The organism is Flavobacterium okayamense (assembly GCF_019702945.1).
Classification (GTDB): domain Bacteria; phylum Bacteroidota; class Bacteroidia; order Flavobacteriales; family Flavobacteriaceae; genus Flavobacterium; species Flavobacterium okayamense.
Map to the genome: position 1 here is coordinate 1693299 of NZ_AP024749.1, position 16508 is coordinate 1709806.

Sequence of the window (16508 nt, forward strand, 5' to 3'; positions counted from 1 at the left end):
CATTGAAGCTTGCATTAGGAACCGTTCAATTTGGCTTATCTTATGGAGTATCAAATACACAAGGTATTCCATCAGATAATCAATTAGCCGAAATATTTTCAATGGCTACAAAGTATCAATTAAATACATTTGATACAGCAATTGCGTATGGAAATGCAGAAGAAAGAATTGCACCTTTTTTGAATCAGGATTCTAAAGTAATTTCTAAGTTCCCAAAGCCCAGTTCAAAAGGTGAATTGGAAAATGCAATTGTTCAATCTTTGCAAACACTTCGTTTAGAATCATTATACGGATTCATGTCTCATAATGGTGATTTTTTAATTGAAAACCCAAAACTTTGGGATGTTTTATTGAAATTTAAATCAGACAGGAAGATTAACAAAATTGGATATTCATTATACCATCCAGAACAATTAGAAAAACTACTAAAATTAGGATTACAACCAGATATTATACAAGTTCCTTTTAGTCTTTTAGATAGAAAATTCGAACCTTACTTTAAAGAATTGAAAAGTAATAATGTAGAAATTCATTGTCGATCGGTATTTCTTCAGGGTTTATATTTTTTAGATTTAAATAAGATACCAACTAAATTAGAAGTTTTAAAACCAAGTTTATTAACTTTACATCAAGTTGCTAAAGATGCGAAAAATGAAATGGTAGATTTAGCATTAAATTATGTATTAGAAAATAAATTTGTAGACAAAGTTGTTATTGGTGTTGAAAACGCAAAACAGTTAGAGCAAAGTATTTCATCTTCATTACGTTGGAAAGAAGATAAAGAAATATTTGAAGCAATTAATAACATTAAAGTAGTAAATAAAGAATTATTAAATCCGGCTAATTGGTGAAAATAATTGGTGTAACACAAGCAAGAATTGGCTCTTCTAGATTGCCAAAAAAAGTTTTATTAGAAATTAAAAATAAAACACTTTTAGCATATCATCTCGAAAGAATTGTTCAATCGAAAAGTGTTGATAGGTGGATTGTTGCTACTACTAATGAATCTGAATCCGATGCTATTTGTAAAATTGCAAACGAGTTCAAAATAAATTCATTCAAAGGAAGTTTAGATGATGTTTTGGATAGGTTTTATCAAGCAGTAAAAAATGAAAATGCTGATTATATTGTAAGGGTAACTTCAGATTGTCCATTAATTGATAATCAACTTATAGATGAGACGGTTCGGTTTTGTATTGATGAAAAGCTAGAGTATTACTCTAATGTTTTTGAAGATAGTTATCCAGACGGTTTAGATGTTGAGGTATTTTCTTTTAAAATGTTAGAAGAAGCTTGGCAAAATGCAAATTTGAAAGCCGATAGAGAACACGTAACGCCTTATATCAGAAGAAAAGTTGATTTGTCCTATTATTCAATAAATATTGAACCTAAGTATTCTAAACTTCGTATTACAGTTGATGAAGAGAAAGATTTTAAACTGGTTCAATTTTTAATAGAACAATTAGGCGATAATAAAGGTTGGAAAGAATATGCAGATTTTATCTTGCAAAATCCTGATGTTAAAAATATTAATGATTCTATAATTAGAAATCAAGGTTATATGAAAAGTAAGTTTGAAGAAATTAAATTAAGAGAAGTTACAAATTTTACAATTTCTAATAAATATAGAAATGAAATTCATCAATTAATTCCTGGTGGATGTCATACGTATTCAAAAGGTGATGATCAATTCCCACAACTTTCTCCAGCGGCAATTGCTAAAGGAAAAGGTTCGCATGTTTGGGATGTTGATGGTAATGAATATTTAGACTGTTCAATGGGACTTACAAGTGTAAGTTTAGGACACGCTTATGATGAAGTTGTAAACGCAGTTAAAGAAGAATTAGAAAACGGAGTTAACTTTCAAAGACCTGCTTCAATAGAAAAAGAAATGGCCGAAGCATTTTTAGCTTTAGTTCCTGGTCATGATATGATTAAGTTTTCAAAAAACGGTTCAGTAGTAACAACAGCTGCAGTTAAATTAGCGAGAGCAAAAACGGGTAGAGATTTTGTTGTCTTTCCTGGCGATCATCCATTTTATAGTTACGACGATTGGTTTATTGGTAAAACGGCATGTAATAAAGGGGTTCCTGAAGCTACAACTAATTTATCACTAACGTTTCAGTCGTATAATATTGATTCATTAAAAGAGCTTTTTGAAAAATATCCTAATCAAATAGCTTGTGTAATTACAGAACCTGAAAAACCAAATTATCCTCATTTGCCTGCAAATTTCAAAGTAAAAGAGTTTTTAGAGCAAGCGATACAATTGTGTCATGAAAACGGAGCCTTATTTATTGCTGATGAAATGGTAACAGGTTTCAAAACTGAGTTTCCAGGTTCAATTACTAAATATGGAATTCAACCCGACATGGCTACTTGGGGAAAAGGAATTGCTAACGGATTTTCTTTTTGCGCCTTAACAGGTAAAAAAGGAGTAATGGAGTTAGGCGGAATTTTAAATGAAGGTGAAGAGAAAGTATTTTTAATTTCGACAACTCATGGAGGAGAAACTCATGGAATGTCCGCTGCAATTGCAACTATTGATATATTCAAAAATCAAAATGTTATTCAGCATAATCATGCTATTGGTAAGAAATTATCACAATTGTGTAAAGAGTTAGTTCAAGAAGCAAACATTTCAGACTATATAGATGTTGTAGTTTCAGAATGGATGCCTTTCTTCATTTTTAAAAACAATAAAAAAGAAGTATGTCAAGGTTACAGAACTTTATTTTTACAAGAAATGATTAAACGAGGTGTTCTTTTTCAAGGAGCTTTTGTACCTTGTTTTTCACACACAGAAGAAGATGTTTATTATTTTGCTAAAGCTTTTAAAGAATCTATTGAGGTTTATAAAAAAGCTTTAGAAGAAGGATATGAGAATTACTTAGTTGGAAAACCTGCTAAAGCAGTATTTAGAAAATTCCTTTAATTTTTTGTGAGAGTTTATAAGTGTTTACATACTAATCGATTTCAATTTGGTGATTTTTACATCGAACCTATTCGTCATGAAGATCGATTAGAAATTATGACAATAAGAAACGAACAGCTTTATCATCTAAGACAAGCTAAACCATTAACAATTGAAGATCAAGATAATTATTTTAATACAGTTGTAGATGCTCTTTTTAATCAGGAAAAGCCTAGTCAATTATTATTTTCTTTTTTCGAAAAGGATGAGTTTATTGGTTATGGTGGATTAGTACATATTAATTGGATTGATAAAAATGCTGAAATCTCTTTTGTTATGAAAACAGCTCTTGAAAAAAAGAACTTTTCAAAGTATTGGTCAAATTATCTAAAATTGATTGAACAATTGGCATTTAATGACTTAAATTTTCATAAAATCTTTACTTATGCTTTCGATTTAAGACCGCATTTGTATGAGGTTTTAGAATCTTGCCAATTTAATGAAGAAGCTAGGTTGAAAGAGCATTGTTTTTTTGAAGGTAGTTTTTTGGACGTTGTTTATCATTCTAAAATAAACACAAATATAAGTTTCAGAAAACCAACAGCTAATGATTTAAAATTGTATTTCGATTGGGCAAATGATAAAAATGTACGTATGAATTCGTATCAATCAAATGAAATTTCATTAGAACAACATTCGCAATGGTTTTTAAATAAATTAAACGACGATTCTTGTTTTATGTATTTGTTTGAAAATCATATTGGAAATCCAATCGGACAAGTTCGTATTCAAAAGCAAAACGAACAGGAAGCAATTATTGGAATTTCTAATGATGAAAAACATAGAGGTAAAGGTTATGCAACAAAAATGTTAATTGCAGCAACCGAAAATTTCTTAAATGAAAATTCAAGTTGTTTAGTTAATGCATTTATTAAAGTAGAAAATACTGCTTCAGAAAAAGCATTTCAAAAAGCAGGATTTAAACTAACAGAAATAGTTAATTATGAAGGCTTTTCTAGCTTTCACTATATAATTTCAAAATGAAAATAGCTCATTTTAATATCGATAAAAACTCACCAGTATTTATAATTGCAGAACTCTCTGCAAACCATAATGGTAGTTTAGAAACGGCTTTAGAAACTGTTAGAGCAGCTAAAAGAGCAGGAGCAGATTGTATTAAATTGCAAACGTATACTGCAGATACAATTACACTAGATAGTAATAAAGAGGACTTTGTTATAAAAGGAACTATTTGGGACGGTAGAAAACTTCATGATTTATATAAAGAAGCGTATACGCCTTGGGAATGGCATGAAGAAATCTTTAAAGTAGCCAAAGAAGAAGGTTTAGTTTGTTTCTCATCTCCTTTTGATTTTACTGCAGTAGATTTTTTAGAAGAGTTGGATAGTCCAGCGTATAAAATTGCCTCTTTTGAAATAACAGATATTCCACTTATAGAATATGTGGCATCAAAGGGTAAGCCTGTAATTATGTCAACAGGTATTGCCACCTTAGAAGATATTGAATTGGCAATTGATGCTTGTCATAGAATGGGTAATCATGATATTGCAATATTAAAATGTACATCAAGTTATCCTGCACCAATAGAAGAAGCTAATATGTTAATGGTTAAGGATTTTGCAGAGAGATTTAATATTTTAAGTGGTTTGTCAGATCATACAATGGGAGCAACGGTTCCAATTGTTGCAACTACATTTGGCGCTAAAATTATTGAAAAGCATTTTATTTTAGATAGAAGTATAGGCGGACCAGATGCTTCTTTTTCAATGAATGAAAAAGAGTTTAGAGATATGGTTGTTGCTGTTCGAGAAGCTGAGAAAGCAATTGGAGTAGTTGATTATACTTTAACTGAAAAACAAGCGAAAGGGAAAGATTTCAGTAGATCTTTATATATAGCAGAAGACATAAAAAGTGGCGAAACTTTTACCCATAAAAATTTACGCTCTGTTAGACCAGGTTTTGGCTTACATCCTAAATATTTAAACGAATTATTAGGAAAAAAAGCTAAACTAAACCTTGAAAAGGGAACACCAATGAAGTTAGAATATGCAGAATAGAATTATGAAAGATTTAGAAACAATACATAATCAAACTATACTTATTCAGTCTACAAATCAAACAGCACCGCATTTAGAGACTGAATTAGAAATTATTGAGATTTTATTAAATCAAGGCAATCAAGTATACTGGTTACAATGTAAAACAGAATTAAAGAATTGTTTTTATAACCCTAAAAATGATAGTTTTAGGTGTAATACTTGTTATTCAAAAGTTTCAAACGGATTAAAAATCATAAGAGAGAACAATACATTCAGTAATAATTTACATGTTTTAAACTATAGTGATTTTAAGGATATAAAAGACTATAAATCAATTTTTAAAGAATCATTTGATTCCTTAGAAGAGCTAAAGTCTTTTACTTATAAATCATATGATGTTGGATTAGCTGCTGTTTCTTCTTTAGTTTCCTTTACACGAGATCACCAACCCAATTTAGTAGTTTACAAAGATTTTATAAATAGAGGTTTAATAACAGGAACTTTTATGTATGATGTTGCTCATGAAATTATGAGTAAAATCAAGCCAACCTTTGTAATTTTATTTAATGGAAGATTTATTGAAAACCGACCATTATTAAGAGTTTGTCAGCATCTTAAAATAGATTATGCGACTCACGAAAAAGGAGGAAGACTTCAAACATTTTTGTTTAGGAAAAATTCAATTCCACATTCAATTGATGCTATAAATGAAGAAATGGATTGGCTATGGAAAAATGCAGGTGAAGACAAACATGAAATTGGCGAAGGTTTTTTTACTAAAAAAATTAAGGGCATTGAAGATGCTTGGTTTTCTTTTACAAAGGAGCAAGAACAAGGAATGTTGCCTCAAAGTTTAGAAGAAAATAAAAACAAACGAATTATCACAATTTTCAATTCTTCCTTAGATGAGTATGAAGGTTTAGAAGGGTTTGGTCCTTATTTTTATAAAGATGATAATGTTGGGATTGAGAAAATATGTAATGATCTTTTAGATGTTGAAGGCATTAAATTATACTTAAGAATTCATCCTAATTTAAGAGGTTTACAAAACAGCCAAGCTGAATTTATAAATAAAAGAATTAGACCGCTAGATTCAGTTGAAATTATTGATGCTGAAGATACAGTGGATAGTTATGCACTAATTAGAGCTAGTGACATAATTATTGTTTTTGGTTCTACTGTTGGTATTGAAGCAGCTTTTATGGGTAAAAAAGTGATTTTATTAGGAAGAGCAGCTTATGAAAAACTAAGTTGTTGTTATATTCCAAAAAACCATGAAGAAGTTATTGAAATGTTGAGAGACGAAAATTATCCATTTTCTGAAATCAACACAAAAGAAGCTATTAAATATGGTTATTGGAACGAAACATTTGGTTTGCCGCATATAAATTACGAACCAATAGGTTTTAATAAAGGGAAATACAGAGGAAAATTTTTAAAAGCCAATTTTATTACAAGAAAGTTGAAGCAAATATTTGAGAAGAAATGAAAAAAATACATGTAGGTTTTTTATTGTCATACGATTACGAGTTGTTAAAACATGCAATTCCACCTGTTTATGAAGCTTCAGATAGAATCTTTATTGCTATTGATGAAAATTTAATAACTTGGTCGGGAAATAAATTTGAGGTTTCACCTTCTTTTTTCGAATGGCTTAAAGAGTTTGATAAGGATAATAAAATAGAATTGTATTATGATAATTTCTATGTACCTTCTTTAACGACAACCCAAATGGATACTCGTGAACGCAAAATGCTTTCAGATAAAATGGGTATCGGGAATTGGTTAATTCAGGTCGATAGTGACGAGTATTTTATAGACTTTGAAGGATTTGTTAAACAGTTAAGAAAATACGATCATTATCTCGATAATCCTGAAAAAAACAAAATTCAAATCGCAGCTTTTTGGATTATTATTTATAAATACACTGACAAGGGTATTTTATATGTAGATAAACCAATGAAGTCAATTTTTGCTACCAATTACCCTAATTACAAAGCGTTTAGAAGAACTAATGAAAGAGTTATTTACTTAGATAGTTTGGTTTTACATGAATCTGTAGCGCGTTCGGAAGAACAATTAAGATATAAGCTTAAGAATTGGAGCCATAACACGCATGTTAACGATTCGTTTTTAGACAAATGGTTAAAAGTGGATGAAAATAATTACAAAGAATTTCAAGACTTTTACTATATAGAACCAGATAGATGGAAAACACTAGATTATTTTCCTACAAAAGATATTCAAGAAATTAATGAATTGTCAAAAAAATCAAAAAAATTAAAACTAACGAAGACGTTTTTGTTTTTTAAGAATTTCGGACAATGGTTTAAATTTTTATTTAAGTAATTTATTTTTTGTAAACACCAAGCATTTTTTTGACTTGTTTACTTAATAATACACGCTTAACATATAAAAAATTACGAAGACTTAAAAACCACCATTTTGAGAACGGCAATTGGTCGTTCTCAATTTTTTTTGATACTTTATCCGAAACTATAAAATCATTTTTAAGCGTATTCCATTTTATGTTTCCGTAACCGTCAAATTCATTCACTTTGTTTTTTCCGTGAATTACAGATAACCAAAGTCTTTTTTCGGTTACATGAATTAATCGAGGTTCTTTTTTCCACATATTATGAACATAATGCCAAACCGTTTTTGGATGCTCATTTTTCTCAATTAGACTTATAAACGGATTAAAAATGTGTTCTTTTTTGCCTAAAATAAAGTTAGGTTCAATTTGTAAAGTATATCCTTCAATATTATCAATAGCTAAGAAATCTTGTTTGTCGAAATGTTTCTGAATTTCATTTATAAAATCTTTATGAATACAATCATCATTGTCAATTCTTGAGGTAATTAAGTATTCTGCAGAAATGTTTTCCTCAACATATTTAATAATACTTTCATTAAAAACAGGCATTCCATCGATAAAGAAAGTTTTAACATTGTTTTTATTGCCTATGATTTCTGCAATCTTACTTTTGTGAATTTCACTTGTTGTACTATCAAAATACAATAACCATTCAAAGTTTTGATTGGTTTGGTTACTTATTGATGGAAAACAATAATTAGCAAATAATTCTAGTCGTTCATTCATCCAACTATTGTCTAAAAGCGATTCGTTGTTTTTAGTTAATTGCTTCCATTCTGGATTTTTAAGATTGAATCTAGTAATTAAAAGATGTTTGAACATGTTCTATTTTTTTGTAAAAATAAGCCAAATAAATAAAAAAACTTACTTTTGTTAATTATTAGAAGTAAACGTAATGAAGAAAGTTTTTCGCCCAAATTTTAACTATTTAGAAAATCAGTTTGATAGCATTTTAAATAAATTTAAAAAAGAAGGCGAATTAATTGGTTCCGAAAAACGAAATGTAATAAAGTTTTTTGATTTAGAAGATGGAACTAAAGTAAACGTAAAGTCTTTTAAAAAGCCTAATACATTAAACGCAATTATTTATGGCTACATAAGAAAATCAAAAGCCCAACGCTCTTTTGAATATGCAACATTACTTCTAGAGAAAGGAATAGGAACACCTCAACCTTTTGCATATTATGAGAATAAATCCATTTTAGGTTTAGAACATAGTTATTATTTCAGTAACCAACAAGATATTGATTTGATGTTCAGGAATTTAGTATTTGATCCAAGCTATCCTAATCGTAAAGAAATAATTAAACAAACTGCGCAATTCTTTTTTAAAGTTCACAATGAAGGCATTGAATTTATTGATAATACTGCGGGAAATACTTTAATTAAAAAAGTTGACGAGAATGAATATCAATTTTATTTGGTAGATTTGAATAGAATGAGTTTTCATGCTAATTTGAGTATGGAACAACGTGCACGAAATATTGCTAAACTTACTATTGAGGAAGACATTAATTCAATTTTAGCAAAAGAGTACGCTAAGTTATATCAAGTAGATGAAAATGAGTTCTTTCAATTGTTAATGAAAGAAGCTAATGGTTTTCTAGAACGATTTAATAGAAGAAAGAAAATAAAAAAGAAGATTAAATTCTGGAAAAAGTAGTACATTAGTTTTTTATCTATTAATGAAATTATCTGTAATAATTACAACATACAATTCTGAAGAATGGCTTGAAAAAGTTTTGATAGGGTATTTAAAACAATCCATCAATGATTTTCAAATTGTAATTGCAGATGATGGTTCAACCGAAAAAACAAAAAATCTAATAGCTTCATTTCAATCAAAATTTAAATTCCCGATTGTTCATGTATGGCAACCCGATGAGGGTTTTCAAAAGTGTAAAATATTAAATAAAGCAATTCTTGAAGCAAAATCAGATTATTTATTATTTACTGATGGAGATTGTATTCCTAGAGAAGATTTCATCGCAAAACATTTAAAACACAAGGAAAAAGGCTACTTTCTAAGTGGGGGTTATTTTAAATTACCATTAAAAACGTCTAAGATGATTAATGATAATGATATTTTAAATGAAAACTGTTTTTCTATTAATTGGTTAGTAAAAAATGGAGTTAAGAAATCATTTAAATTATCTAAGCTAACCAAAAATGGAATTTTTGCGGCATTTATGAATTGGGTTACAACTACAAAAAAAACATTTAACGGTCATAATACTTCATGTTTTAAAGAAGATTTATTAGCAATAAATGGTTTTAATGAAGAAATGGATTATGGTGGTTTAGATAGAGAAGTAGGGGAACGATTATTCAATCATGGGGTTCTAGCAAAGCAAATTAGGTATTCAGCAATTTGCCTTCATTTAGATCATGAACGAAAATATGCGGATAAGTCTAAAATTTTGAATAATTTAGCAATTCGAAAATTCAATAAGAAAAATAACATTACTTGGATTAAAAACGGAATAAAAAAAGATTAAATTGAATAATAATTTAAAAATATCAGTTGTTGTAAGTACATATAATGCAGAGGAATGGCTGGAAAAAGTTTTGATTGGTTATAGTGTTCAAACGTATAAAGATTTTGAACTAATTATTGCAGATGACGGTTCTCGTGCAACAACAAAAGAATTGATTGATAGATATGCCGCAAATTATCCAGTGCCTGTAAGACATTTATGGCATGAAGATGAAGGCTATAGACGCCAAGAAATTTTAAATGTGGCTATTGTTGAAGCAGCACATGAATATATTTTAATGACTGATGGGGATTGTATTCCTAGAGCCGATTTTGTTGAAATTCATGCGCAGCAAGCAGAAAAAGGAAGGTTTTTATCGGGAGGTTATTGCAAGCTTTCAATGAAAACGAGTAAAGCAATTACAAAAGAAGATATTTTAAACCAAAATTGTTTCAATGTAAAATGGCTAAATGCTATCGATAAATTAGATTTTTCAAATACATTAAAATTAGGATCAAGTCCATTTTTAGGAAAGATTTTAGATTTGATTTCACCAACAACACCTTCATTTAATAATTGTAATTCTTCTGGTTTTAAAGAAGATATGATTGCTATTAATGGTTATGATGAGCGTATGAAATATGGTGGTCCAGATAGAGAGTTTGGAGAGCGTTTAGAAAATTATGGTGTAAAAGGAAAACAAATACGACACAAAGCAATCGTAGTCCACTTAGATCACCCAAGAGGATATAAAACTCCTGAATCTCTAGCAGCTAATTTAGCGATTAGAAAAGAGGTAAAAGAGAAAAAGATTAAATGGACTCCATTTGGAATTAAAAAATAAAATTAAATGAATATTTTAGTAACAGGCGCTGCAGGTTTTATAGCTTCTCATTTATGTGAAGACTTAGCAAGTAAAGGCTTTAATGTTTATGGCATCGATAATTTTAATGATTATTATGATGTGAAGCTAAAGCGTTTAAATGCTGCAGATTTGCTTACTAAAGGCGTTAAAATATTTGAAGTTGATCTTAACAGTGATTTAGCGGAAGTTTTTAAAGTTAAATACGATTATATTTATCATTTAGCTGCTCAACCCGGAATTTCTACAACAACTTCTTTAGAGGAATATGTTACCAATAATATCTATGCTACGCAAAATTTATTGGATTTTGTTTTAAAGTATAATGCAGATTTAAAGATGTTTGTAAATATTGCGACCTCTTCTGTTTATGGTTTAGAAGCAACGGTAGATGAAACGGTTCCGCCTCAACCGGTATCTTTTTATGGAGCTACTAAATTAGCCGCAGAACAGTTAGCTTTAGCTTTACAGAGAACAAACAAATTAAAAGTTTGTTCAATACGCTTATATTCTGTTTATGGGCCAAGAGAACGTCCTGAAAAATTATACACATTATTAGTTGAAAATTTATTCAACAACAAACCTTTCCCTTTGTTTGAAGGAAGTGATAAACACGAAAGAAGTTTTACATATGTAGGAGACATTGTTGAGGGTCTATCATCAATTATTGGGAAAGAGGAATTAATCAATGGCGAAATTATTAACCTTGGAACTGATGAGGTTAATACAACAGGTCAAGGAATAGAATTGGTTCAAAAGATTATGAATAAGCAATTATTGATAGACCATAAACCACCAAGAAAAGGAGACCAACAACGTACTGCTGCAGTTATAGATAAAGCACGTAAATTATTAGACTACAGTCCGAAAACAAGTTTTGAAGAAGGTTTAAAAGAACAAGTAAAATGGTTTAAAGAAAAGTTTATTGACTAATTCTTTTTACAAATTGTTCTAATTTTTCTTTGAATAAATCCGGATTCAATTTTTCATACCACTCTAAAGACTTTTCCTTAAAGTTTTTAGGGTGTTTGTTTTTATAGAGATCCGAATAATAATCGCGTAAGTGTACTATATCATGTAAACCACTTGTTTCCATTATATTCCATGAATTTCTATTTATCCAAGGGGCATAAATTGTAAATGTGGGTATGTTAAGAGCTTTTGCCATATTAGTTGCACCACCTTCATTTCCTATTAATGCATCGCATTGCGATAATACACTAATAAATGTTCGCAACCCTTTACAATAAAAATCAAAAACTATTTGCTTTTGTGTTTCTAAATTACAACTATCAAAAATTGCTTTAGCTTCATCTTTTTGATTTGGCATGTAATTAAATACAAGCTGTGCATTCTTATTACTGATAGTAATGGTGTCTAAAACTTTTGCCATATAATCTTTTGGTAAGCTTTTGTTAGGAGCACTTCCTACAATACTTATCATAAAAATTGGCTTACTAATGTTGAGTTGACTTTCAATAATAGATTTTGCATTTGTAGTTTCTTCAGAAGTTAAGTGAATTTTTGGATAAATTAATTCAACTTCTTTTTTAAGGAAAGTTTTAGCTAATAAAAGTCGGAAAGCATTTGCAGTTCCTTCACATTCTGTATCAGGTGTTACAGTTTTAGTAAATAGTAAATCAGTATACCATTTTTTTGTTGCAATTCTTGTTTTTACCTTACTTAAATAACTTGGAATTATACTTTGAAGTTTTCCGTAGGCATCTATAATTGCAGTATAATTCTCTTGCTTGATTTCTTTCCCTAGCTTTACAAAACCTTTAAAGCCTTTATATTTTTCTTCTTCAAAAAATATAACTTTATCAATGAAAGGATTGTTTTCTACAACTGCAAAACTATTTTTTTGAATTAAATAATGAATTTCGCAATTGGGATTATTTTTTTTTATAGTTTCACAAATGACAGTACTTGCCAGTACGTCACCTATCATTTTGATTTGTATGACAAGTACTTTCATTGTTAAACCGCTACATTATACTCTCTTAACGCATCGTTAAGTGATGTTTTTAAATCAGTAGAAGGTTTTCTTTGTCCTATAATTAAAGCACATGGAACTTGAAATTCTCCTGCAGCAAATTTCTTAGTATAACTCCCTGGAATCACAACCGAACGAGCAGGTACAAACCCTTTATATTCTTTTGGTTTATCTCCCGTAACATCAATAATTTTTGTTGAACCCGTTAAAACAACATTTGCACCTAAAACGGCTTCTTTTTCAACGCGAACGCCTTCAACAACAATACAACGCGAACCAATAAACGTACCATCTTCAATAATTACAGGAGCCGCTTGTAAAGGTTCTAAAACACCTCCAATTCCAACACCTCCACTTAAGTGAACATCTTTTCCTATTTGTGCACAACTTCCTACAGTAGCCCATGTGTCAACCATAGTGCCTTCATCTACGTAAGCACCTATGTTTACATAACTTGGCATCATAATTACACCTTTAGAAACATAAGAACCATATCGAGCTGTTGCAGGCGGAACTACACGAACACCTTTTTCAGCATAATTACGTTTTAGTTCCATTTTATCATGATACTCAAAAATTCCAGCTTCCCAAGTTTCCATTTTTTGAATAGGAAAATACATCACTACTGCTTTCTTGACCCATTCATTTACTTGCCAACCATTAATTGTTGGTTCTGCAACACGTAAAGTTCCGTTATCTAATAATTCAATAACTTCTCGAATAACTTTTTGAGTTGTTTCCTCTTGTAATAAAGCTCTGTTTTCCCAAGCTTGTTCTATTGTAGATTGTAAGTTTTCCATGCTAAAAAATTGTTATGCAAATATACGCTTTTCAATTATATTGGTATGTAATTTGCAAGAAACAACTTATGATTTTGTAAATTTGTAAAAAGTATTGCTATGAAGTATTTTAAATTTCTTTTTGTTGTGATTTTTTTCACAATAATGGGTTGTAAAGGAGGCAAGGAAACTAATTCTAATAAAATTACCAGCGAAGTTTTTACTGACTCTGTGATTTCTTCTATTGAATCGTATGATAATGAAATAAAGTTAGAAGGAACAAAATGGAAGTTAATACAATTAAGAGGAAAACAAGTTCAAAATACTTCCGAAAAAGAAATGATTATTGAGTTTCATTCAGATGGTCGTTTTTCGGCAAATATGGGATGTAATGGAATTGGCGGAAATTATCATATTAAAGAAGGAAATAGAATTTCTTTCTCTCAAGTCATTTCAACCATGATGGCTTGTCCAAATATGGAAAATGAAGAGGTTTTTAAAGCAATTATTGAAACAATTGATAATTATGCAATTTCAAATAATAAATTATCTTTAAACAAAGCAAGAATGGCTCCTTTGGCTGTTTTTATAAAAAAATAATATGCCACAACTTTTAGCCATAGATTACGGAAAAAAAAGAACAGGGATTGCGGTTACAGACGATATGCAAATAATTGCATCTGGACTTACAACTGTAGAAACAGAAAAATTAATTTCTTTCTTAAGAGATTATTTTTCAAAAAATAAAGTTGAAAAAGTAATTATTGGTGAACCCAAACAAATGGATGGCTCAGCTTCAGAAAGTGCTATTTTAATAGACAGTTTTATTACAAAGTTTAAAGAGGTTTTCCCCAATATGATTATTGAAAGAATAGACGAACGTTTTACTTCTAAAATGGCTTTTCAAACTATGATTGATAGTGGAATGAAGAAAAAACAACGCCAAAATAAAGGTTTGATAGATGAAATAGCCGCAACTATTCTTCTTCAAGATTATTTAAATTATAAAAAGTAGTATTTTTGCCATTCAGAATTTAGAAAATTACAAAACATGATTTTACCAATATACGGATATGGAGAAGCAGTTTTACGCAAAATGTGTGAAGAAATTTCTAAAGATTATCCAAACTTAAAAGAAACTATTGCTAACATGTACGAAACTATGTACAATGCTCATGGAGTAGGATTAGCAGCGCCTCAAGTTGGTTTACCTATTCGCATTTTTATTGTTGATACAGAACCTTTTGCGGATAGTGATGATGTTTCTAAAGAAGAAGCAGCTGAATTAGAAGGTTTTAAAAAGACCTTTATTAATGCAAAAATTATAAAAGAAGAAGGTGATATTTGGGGATTTAACGAAGGTTGTTTGAGTATTCCAGATGTTCGTGAAGATGTTTTTCGTCATGAAAAAATTACAATTGAATATTTCGACGAAGATTTCAATAAGAAGACAGAAGTTTATGATGGTTTAATTGCAAGAGTTATCCAACATGAATACGATCATATCGAGGGTATTTTATTTACCGATCATCTTTCTACTTTAAAGAAAAAATTAATTGGTAAAAAACTAATGAATATTATGGAAGGAAAAGCAAGACCCGACTATAAAATGAAGTTAGCTAACAAAAAAGTAAAATAAAAACAGTAAATAGTCGTTAAAAATTAGTTTTTAAAACTTTAAAATACTAATCACTAATCACTAAAAAAACATATATTTGCCAACCTAAAAAAATTGATTTAAAATGAGCATTCAAAAAATATTAGCTATTTCTGGGAAACCAGGTTTATTTGAATTAAAATTACAAACAAGAACAGGATTTGTTGCTGAATCTTTATTAGACGGAAAAAAAATAACTGTTGGAATGCGTAGTAACGTAAGTTTACTTTCTGAAATTGCAGTTTATACGTATTCTGAAGAAGTTCGTTTAAGCGAAGTATTCAAAGCAATTGCTACTAAAGAAAAAGACGGTCAAGCATTATCACATAAAGAAGACGATGCTAAAATAAGAGATTATTTCCGTGAAGTATTACCTGAATTTGATGAAGATAGAGTATATACTTCAGATATCAAGAAAGTACTAAATTGGTACAATTTACTTCAGCCAAAAGGGTTTGTTTCTGTTGAAGCTTTATCACAAGAATCAAAAGAAGAAACTGCTGAATAAGTTGTTAATAAGATACAATTGAAATCCTACCTGAAAAGCGTAGGATTTTTTATTTTTACTAAAAGCAAAAAACATGAACTCTCGCCAACAACATCTCGACGCATTTAACCGATTGCTAGACATTATGGACGATTTACGTGAAAAATGTCCGTGGGATAAAAAGCAAACTTTAGAAAGCCTTCGCCATTTAACCATTGAAGAAACGTATGAATTGGGCGATGCAATTCTAGATAATGATTTACAAGAAATCAAAAAAGAGTTGGGTGATTTGTTGTTGCATATTGTTTTCTATGCAAAAATTGGCAGTGAAACCAATGATTTTGACATTGCTGATGTAGCCAATTCTATTTGTGATAAGTTAATCGATAGACATCCGCATATTTATGGTGATGTTGTAGTAGCTGATGAGGAAGAAGTAAAGCAAAATTGGGAAAAGTTAAAACTGAAAGAAGGCAAAAAATCAGTTTTAGAAGGCGTACCAAAGAGTTTGCCCGCATTAGTAAAAGCAAGTCGAATTCAAGACAAAGTAAAAGGAGTGGGATTCGATTGGGAAGAGCCACACCAGGTTTGGGATAAAGTTCAAGAAGAGCTACAAGAATTACAAGAAGAAGTACAATCTGCTAATCAAGATAAAATAGAAGCCGAATTTGGTGATGTTTTGTTTTCAATGATAAATTATGCCCGATTTTTAAAAGTTAATCCAGAAGACGCTTTAGAACGTACCAACAAGAAATTCATGAAGCGCTTTATGTATTTAGAAAGTAAAGCAGCTGAATTAGGTAAACCTTTAGCCGATATGACTTTGGCTGAAATGGATGTATTTTGGGAAGAAGCGAAGCGATTACCAAAATAAGGAATTGGAAAATCTTTGATTTTCA

At 29.9% G+C, this 16508-nt stretch carries 18 protein-coding genes; 15 read left to right on the forward strand and 3 right to left on the reverse strand.

The window, feature by feature from the left end:
* The first annotated feature begins 2 nt into the window (after positions 1-2).
* Genes KK2020170_RS07860 through KK2020170_RS07885 form a run of 6 tightly spaced genes read left to right on the forward strand, consistent with a single transcriptional unit; the run spans position 3 to position 7323 of the window.
* Positions 3-851, forward strand: coding sequence for an aldo/keto reductase (locus KK2020170_RS07860; protein WP_221257786.1), 849 nt, complete (start codon positions 3-5; stop codon positions 849-851).
* Positions 848-2935: a glutamate-1-semialdehyde 2,1-aminomutase gene (locus tag KK2020170_RS07865; protein WP_255567346.1), complete on the forward strand. Its 2088-nt coding sequence runs from the start codon at positions 848-850 to the stop codon at positions 2933-2935. Before KK2020170_RS07860 ends, KK2020170_RS07865 begins: the two co-directional genes overlap by 4 nt.
* 6 nt (positions 2936-2941) lie before the next feature.
* On the forward strand, positions 2942-3958 hold the full coding sequence (locus KK2020170_RS07870; RefSeq protein WP_221257788.1) for a GNAT family N-acetyltransferase: 1017 nt from the start codon (positions 2942-2944) through the stop codon (positions 3956-3958).
* Positions 3955-4992, forward strand: a complete 1038-nt coding sequence (pseI, locus tag KK2020170_RS07875) for a pseudaminic acid synthase (protein WP_221257789.1) — start codon at positions 3955-3957, stop codon at positions 4990-4992. The genes KK2020170_RS07870 and pseI overlap by 4 nt, the downstream gene beginning before the upstream one ends.
* Positions 4982-6463, forward strand: coding sequence for a capsular polysaccharide export protein, LipB/KpsS family (locus KK2020170_RS07880; RefSeq protein WP_221257790.1), 1482 nt, complete (start codon positions 4982-4984; stop codon positions 6461-6463). Before pseI ends, KK2020170_RS07880 begins: the two co-directional genes overlap by 11 nt.
* Positions 6460-7323: a hypothetical protein gene (locus KK2020170_RS07885; protein ID WP_221257791.1), complete on the forward strand. Its 864-nt coding sequence runs from the start codon at positions 6460-6462 to the stop codon at positions 7321-7323. The genes KK2020170_RS07880 and KK2020170_RS07885 overlap by 4 nt, the downstream gene beginning before the upstream one ends.
* Before the next feature lies 1 nt (position 7324).
* Here KK2020170_RS07885 and KK2020170_RS07890 read toward each other — a convergent pair whose 3' ends face one another.
* Entirely contained in the window at positions 7325-8173 is an 849-nt protein-coding gene (locus KK2020170_RS07890; protein WP_221257792.1) for a glycosyltransferase, read from the reverse strand.
* Positions 8174-8246: 73 nt separating this feature from the next.
* On the opposite strand from KK2020170_RS07890, the gene KK2020170_RS07895 reads away from it, so the two are divergent.
* From KK2020170_RS07895 to KK2020170_RS07910, 4 genes are read left to right on the forward strand one after another with little or no spacing between them, the layout of a single operon-like run.
* Entirely contained in the window at positions 8247-9014 is a 768-nt protein-coding gene (locus tag KK2020170_RS07895; protein ID WP_221257793.1) for a lipopolysaccharide kinase InaA family protein, read from the forward strand.
* Between the two features lie 22 nt (positions 9015-9036).
* The gene (locus tag KK2020170_RS07900) at positions 9037-9849 is read left to right on the forward strand and encodes a glycosyltransferase family 2 protein (protein WP_221257794.1); all 813 of its coding nucleotides are present in this window, start codon (positions 9037-9039) and stop codon (positions 9847-9849) included.
* 1 nt (position 9850) lies between these two features.
* Positions 9851-10672 carry a glycosyltransferase family 2 protein gene (locus KK2020170_RS07905; RefSeq protein ID WP_221257795.1) on the forward strand — a complete coding sequence of 274 codons (822 nt, stop codon included), beginning with the start codon at positions 9851-9853 and terminating at the stop codon, positions 10670-10672.
* A gap of 6 nt (positions 10673-10678) precedes the next feature.
* On the forward strand, positions 10679-11623 hold the full coding sequence (locus tag KK2020170_RS07910) for an NAD-dependent epimerase/dehydratase family protein (RefSeq protein ID WP_221257796.1): 945 nt from the start codon (positions 10679-10681) through the stop codon (positions 11621-11623).
* Here KK2020170_RS07910 and KK2020170_RS07915 read toward each other — a convergent pair.
* Positions 11613-12668 (reverse strand): glycosyltransferase family 9 protein, encoded by a 1056-nt coding sequence (locus KK2020170_RS07915; protein WP_221257797.1) that lies wholly within the window; start codon positions 12666-12668, stop codon positions 11613-11615. The two genes, KK2020170_RS07910 and KK2020170_RS07915, sit on opposite strands and share 11 nt — an antisense overlap.
* A 2-nt stretch (positions 12669-12670) precedes the next feature.
* Complete coding sequence (locus KK2020170_RS07920) at positions 12671-13486, reverse strand: 2,3,4,5-tetrahydropyridine-2,6-dicarboxylate N-succinyltransferase (RefSeq protein ID WP_221257798.1); 816 nt, start codon at positions 13484-13486, stop codon at positions 12671-12673.
* A gap of 99 nt (positions 13487-13585) precedes the next feature.
* Between KK2020170_RS07920 and KK2020170_RS07925 the strand changes: the two genes are divergently transcribed.
* From KK2020170_RS07925 to mazG, 5 genes are all read left to right on the forward strand, one after another.
* Positions 13586-14065, forward strand: coding sequence for an META domain-containing protein (locus KK2020170_RS07925; protein ID WP_221257799.1), 480 nt, complete (start codon positions 13586-13588; stop codon positions 14063-14065).
* Between the two features lies 1 nt (position 14066).
* Positions 14067-14480, forward strand: a complete 414-nt coding sequence (gene ruvX, locus KK2020170_RS07930) for a Holliday junction resolvase RuvX (protein WP_221257800.1) — start codon at positions 14067-14069, stop codon at positions 14478-14480.
* A 36-nt stretch (positions 14481-14516) separates the two neighbouring features.
* The gene (gene def, locus KK2020170_RS07935; RefSeq protein ID WP_221257801.1) at positions 14517-15104 is read left to right on the forward strand and encodes a peptide deformylase; all 588 of its coding nucleotides are present in this window, start codon (positions 14517-14519) and stop codon (positions 15102-15104) included.
* 103 nt (positions 15105-15207) lie between these two features.
* The gene (locus KK2020170_RS07940) at positions 15208-15630 is read left to right on the forward strand and encodes a DUF5606 family protein (protein WP_221257802.1); all 423 of its coding nucleotides are present in this window, start codon (positions 15208-15210) and stop codon (positions 15628-15630) included.
* A 73-nt stretch (positions 15631-15703) separates the two neighbouring features.
* Entirely contained in the window at positions 15704-16483 is a 780-nt protein-coding gene (gene mazG / locus KK2020170_RS07945) for a nucleoside triphosphate pyrophosphohydrolase (RefSeq protein WP_221257803.1), read from the forward strand.
* Positions 16484-16508 lie beyond the last annotated feature (25 nt).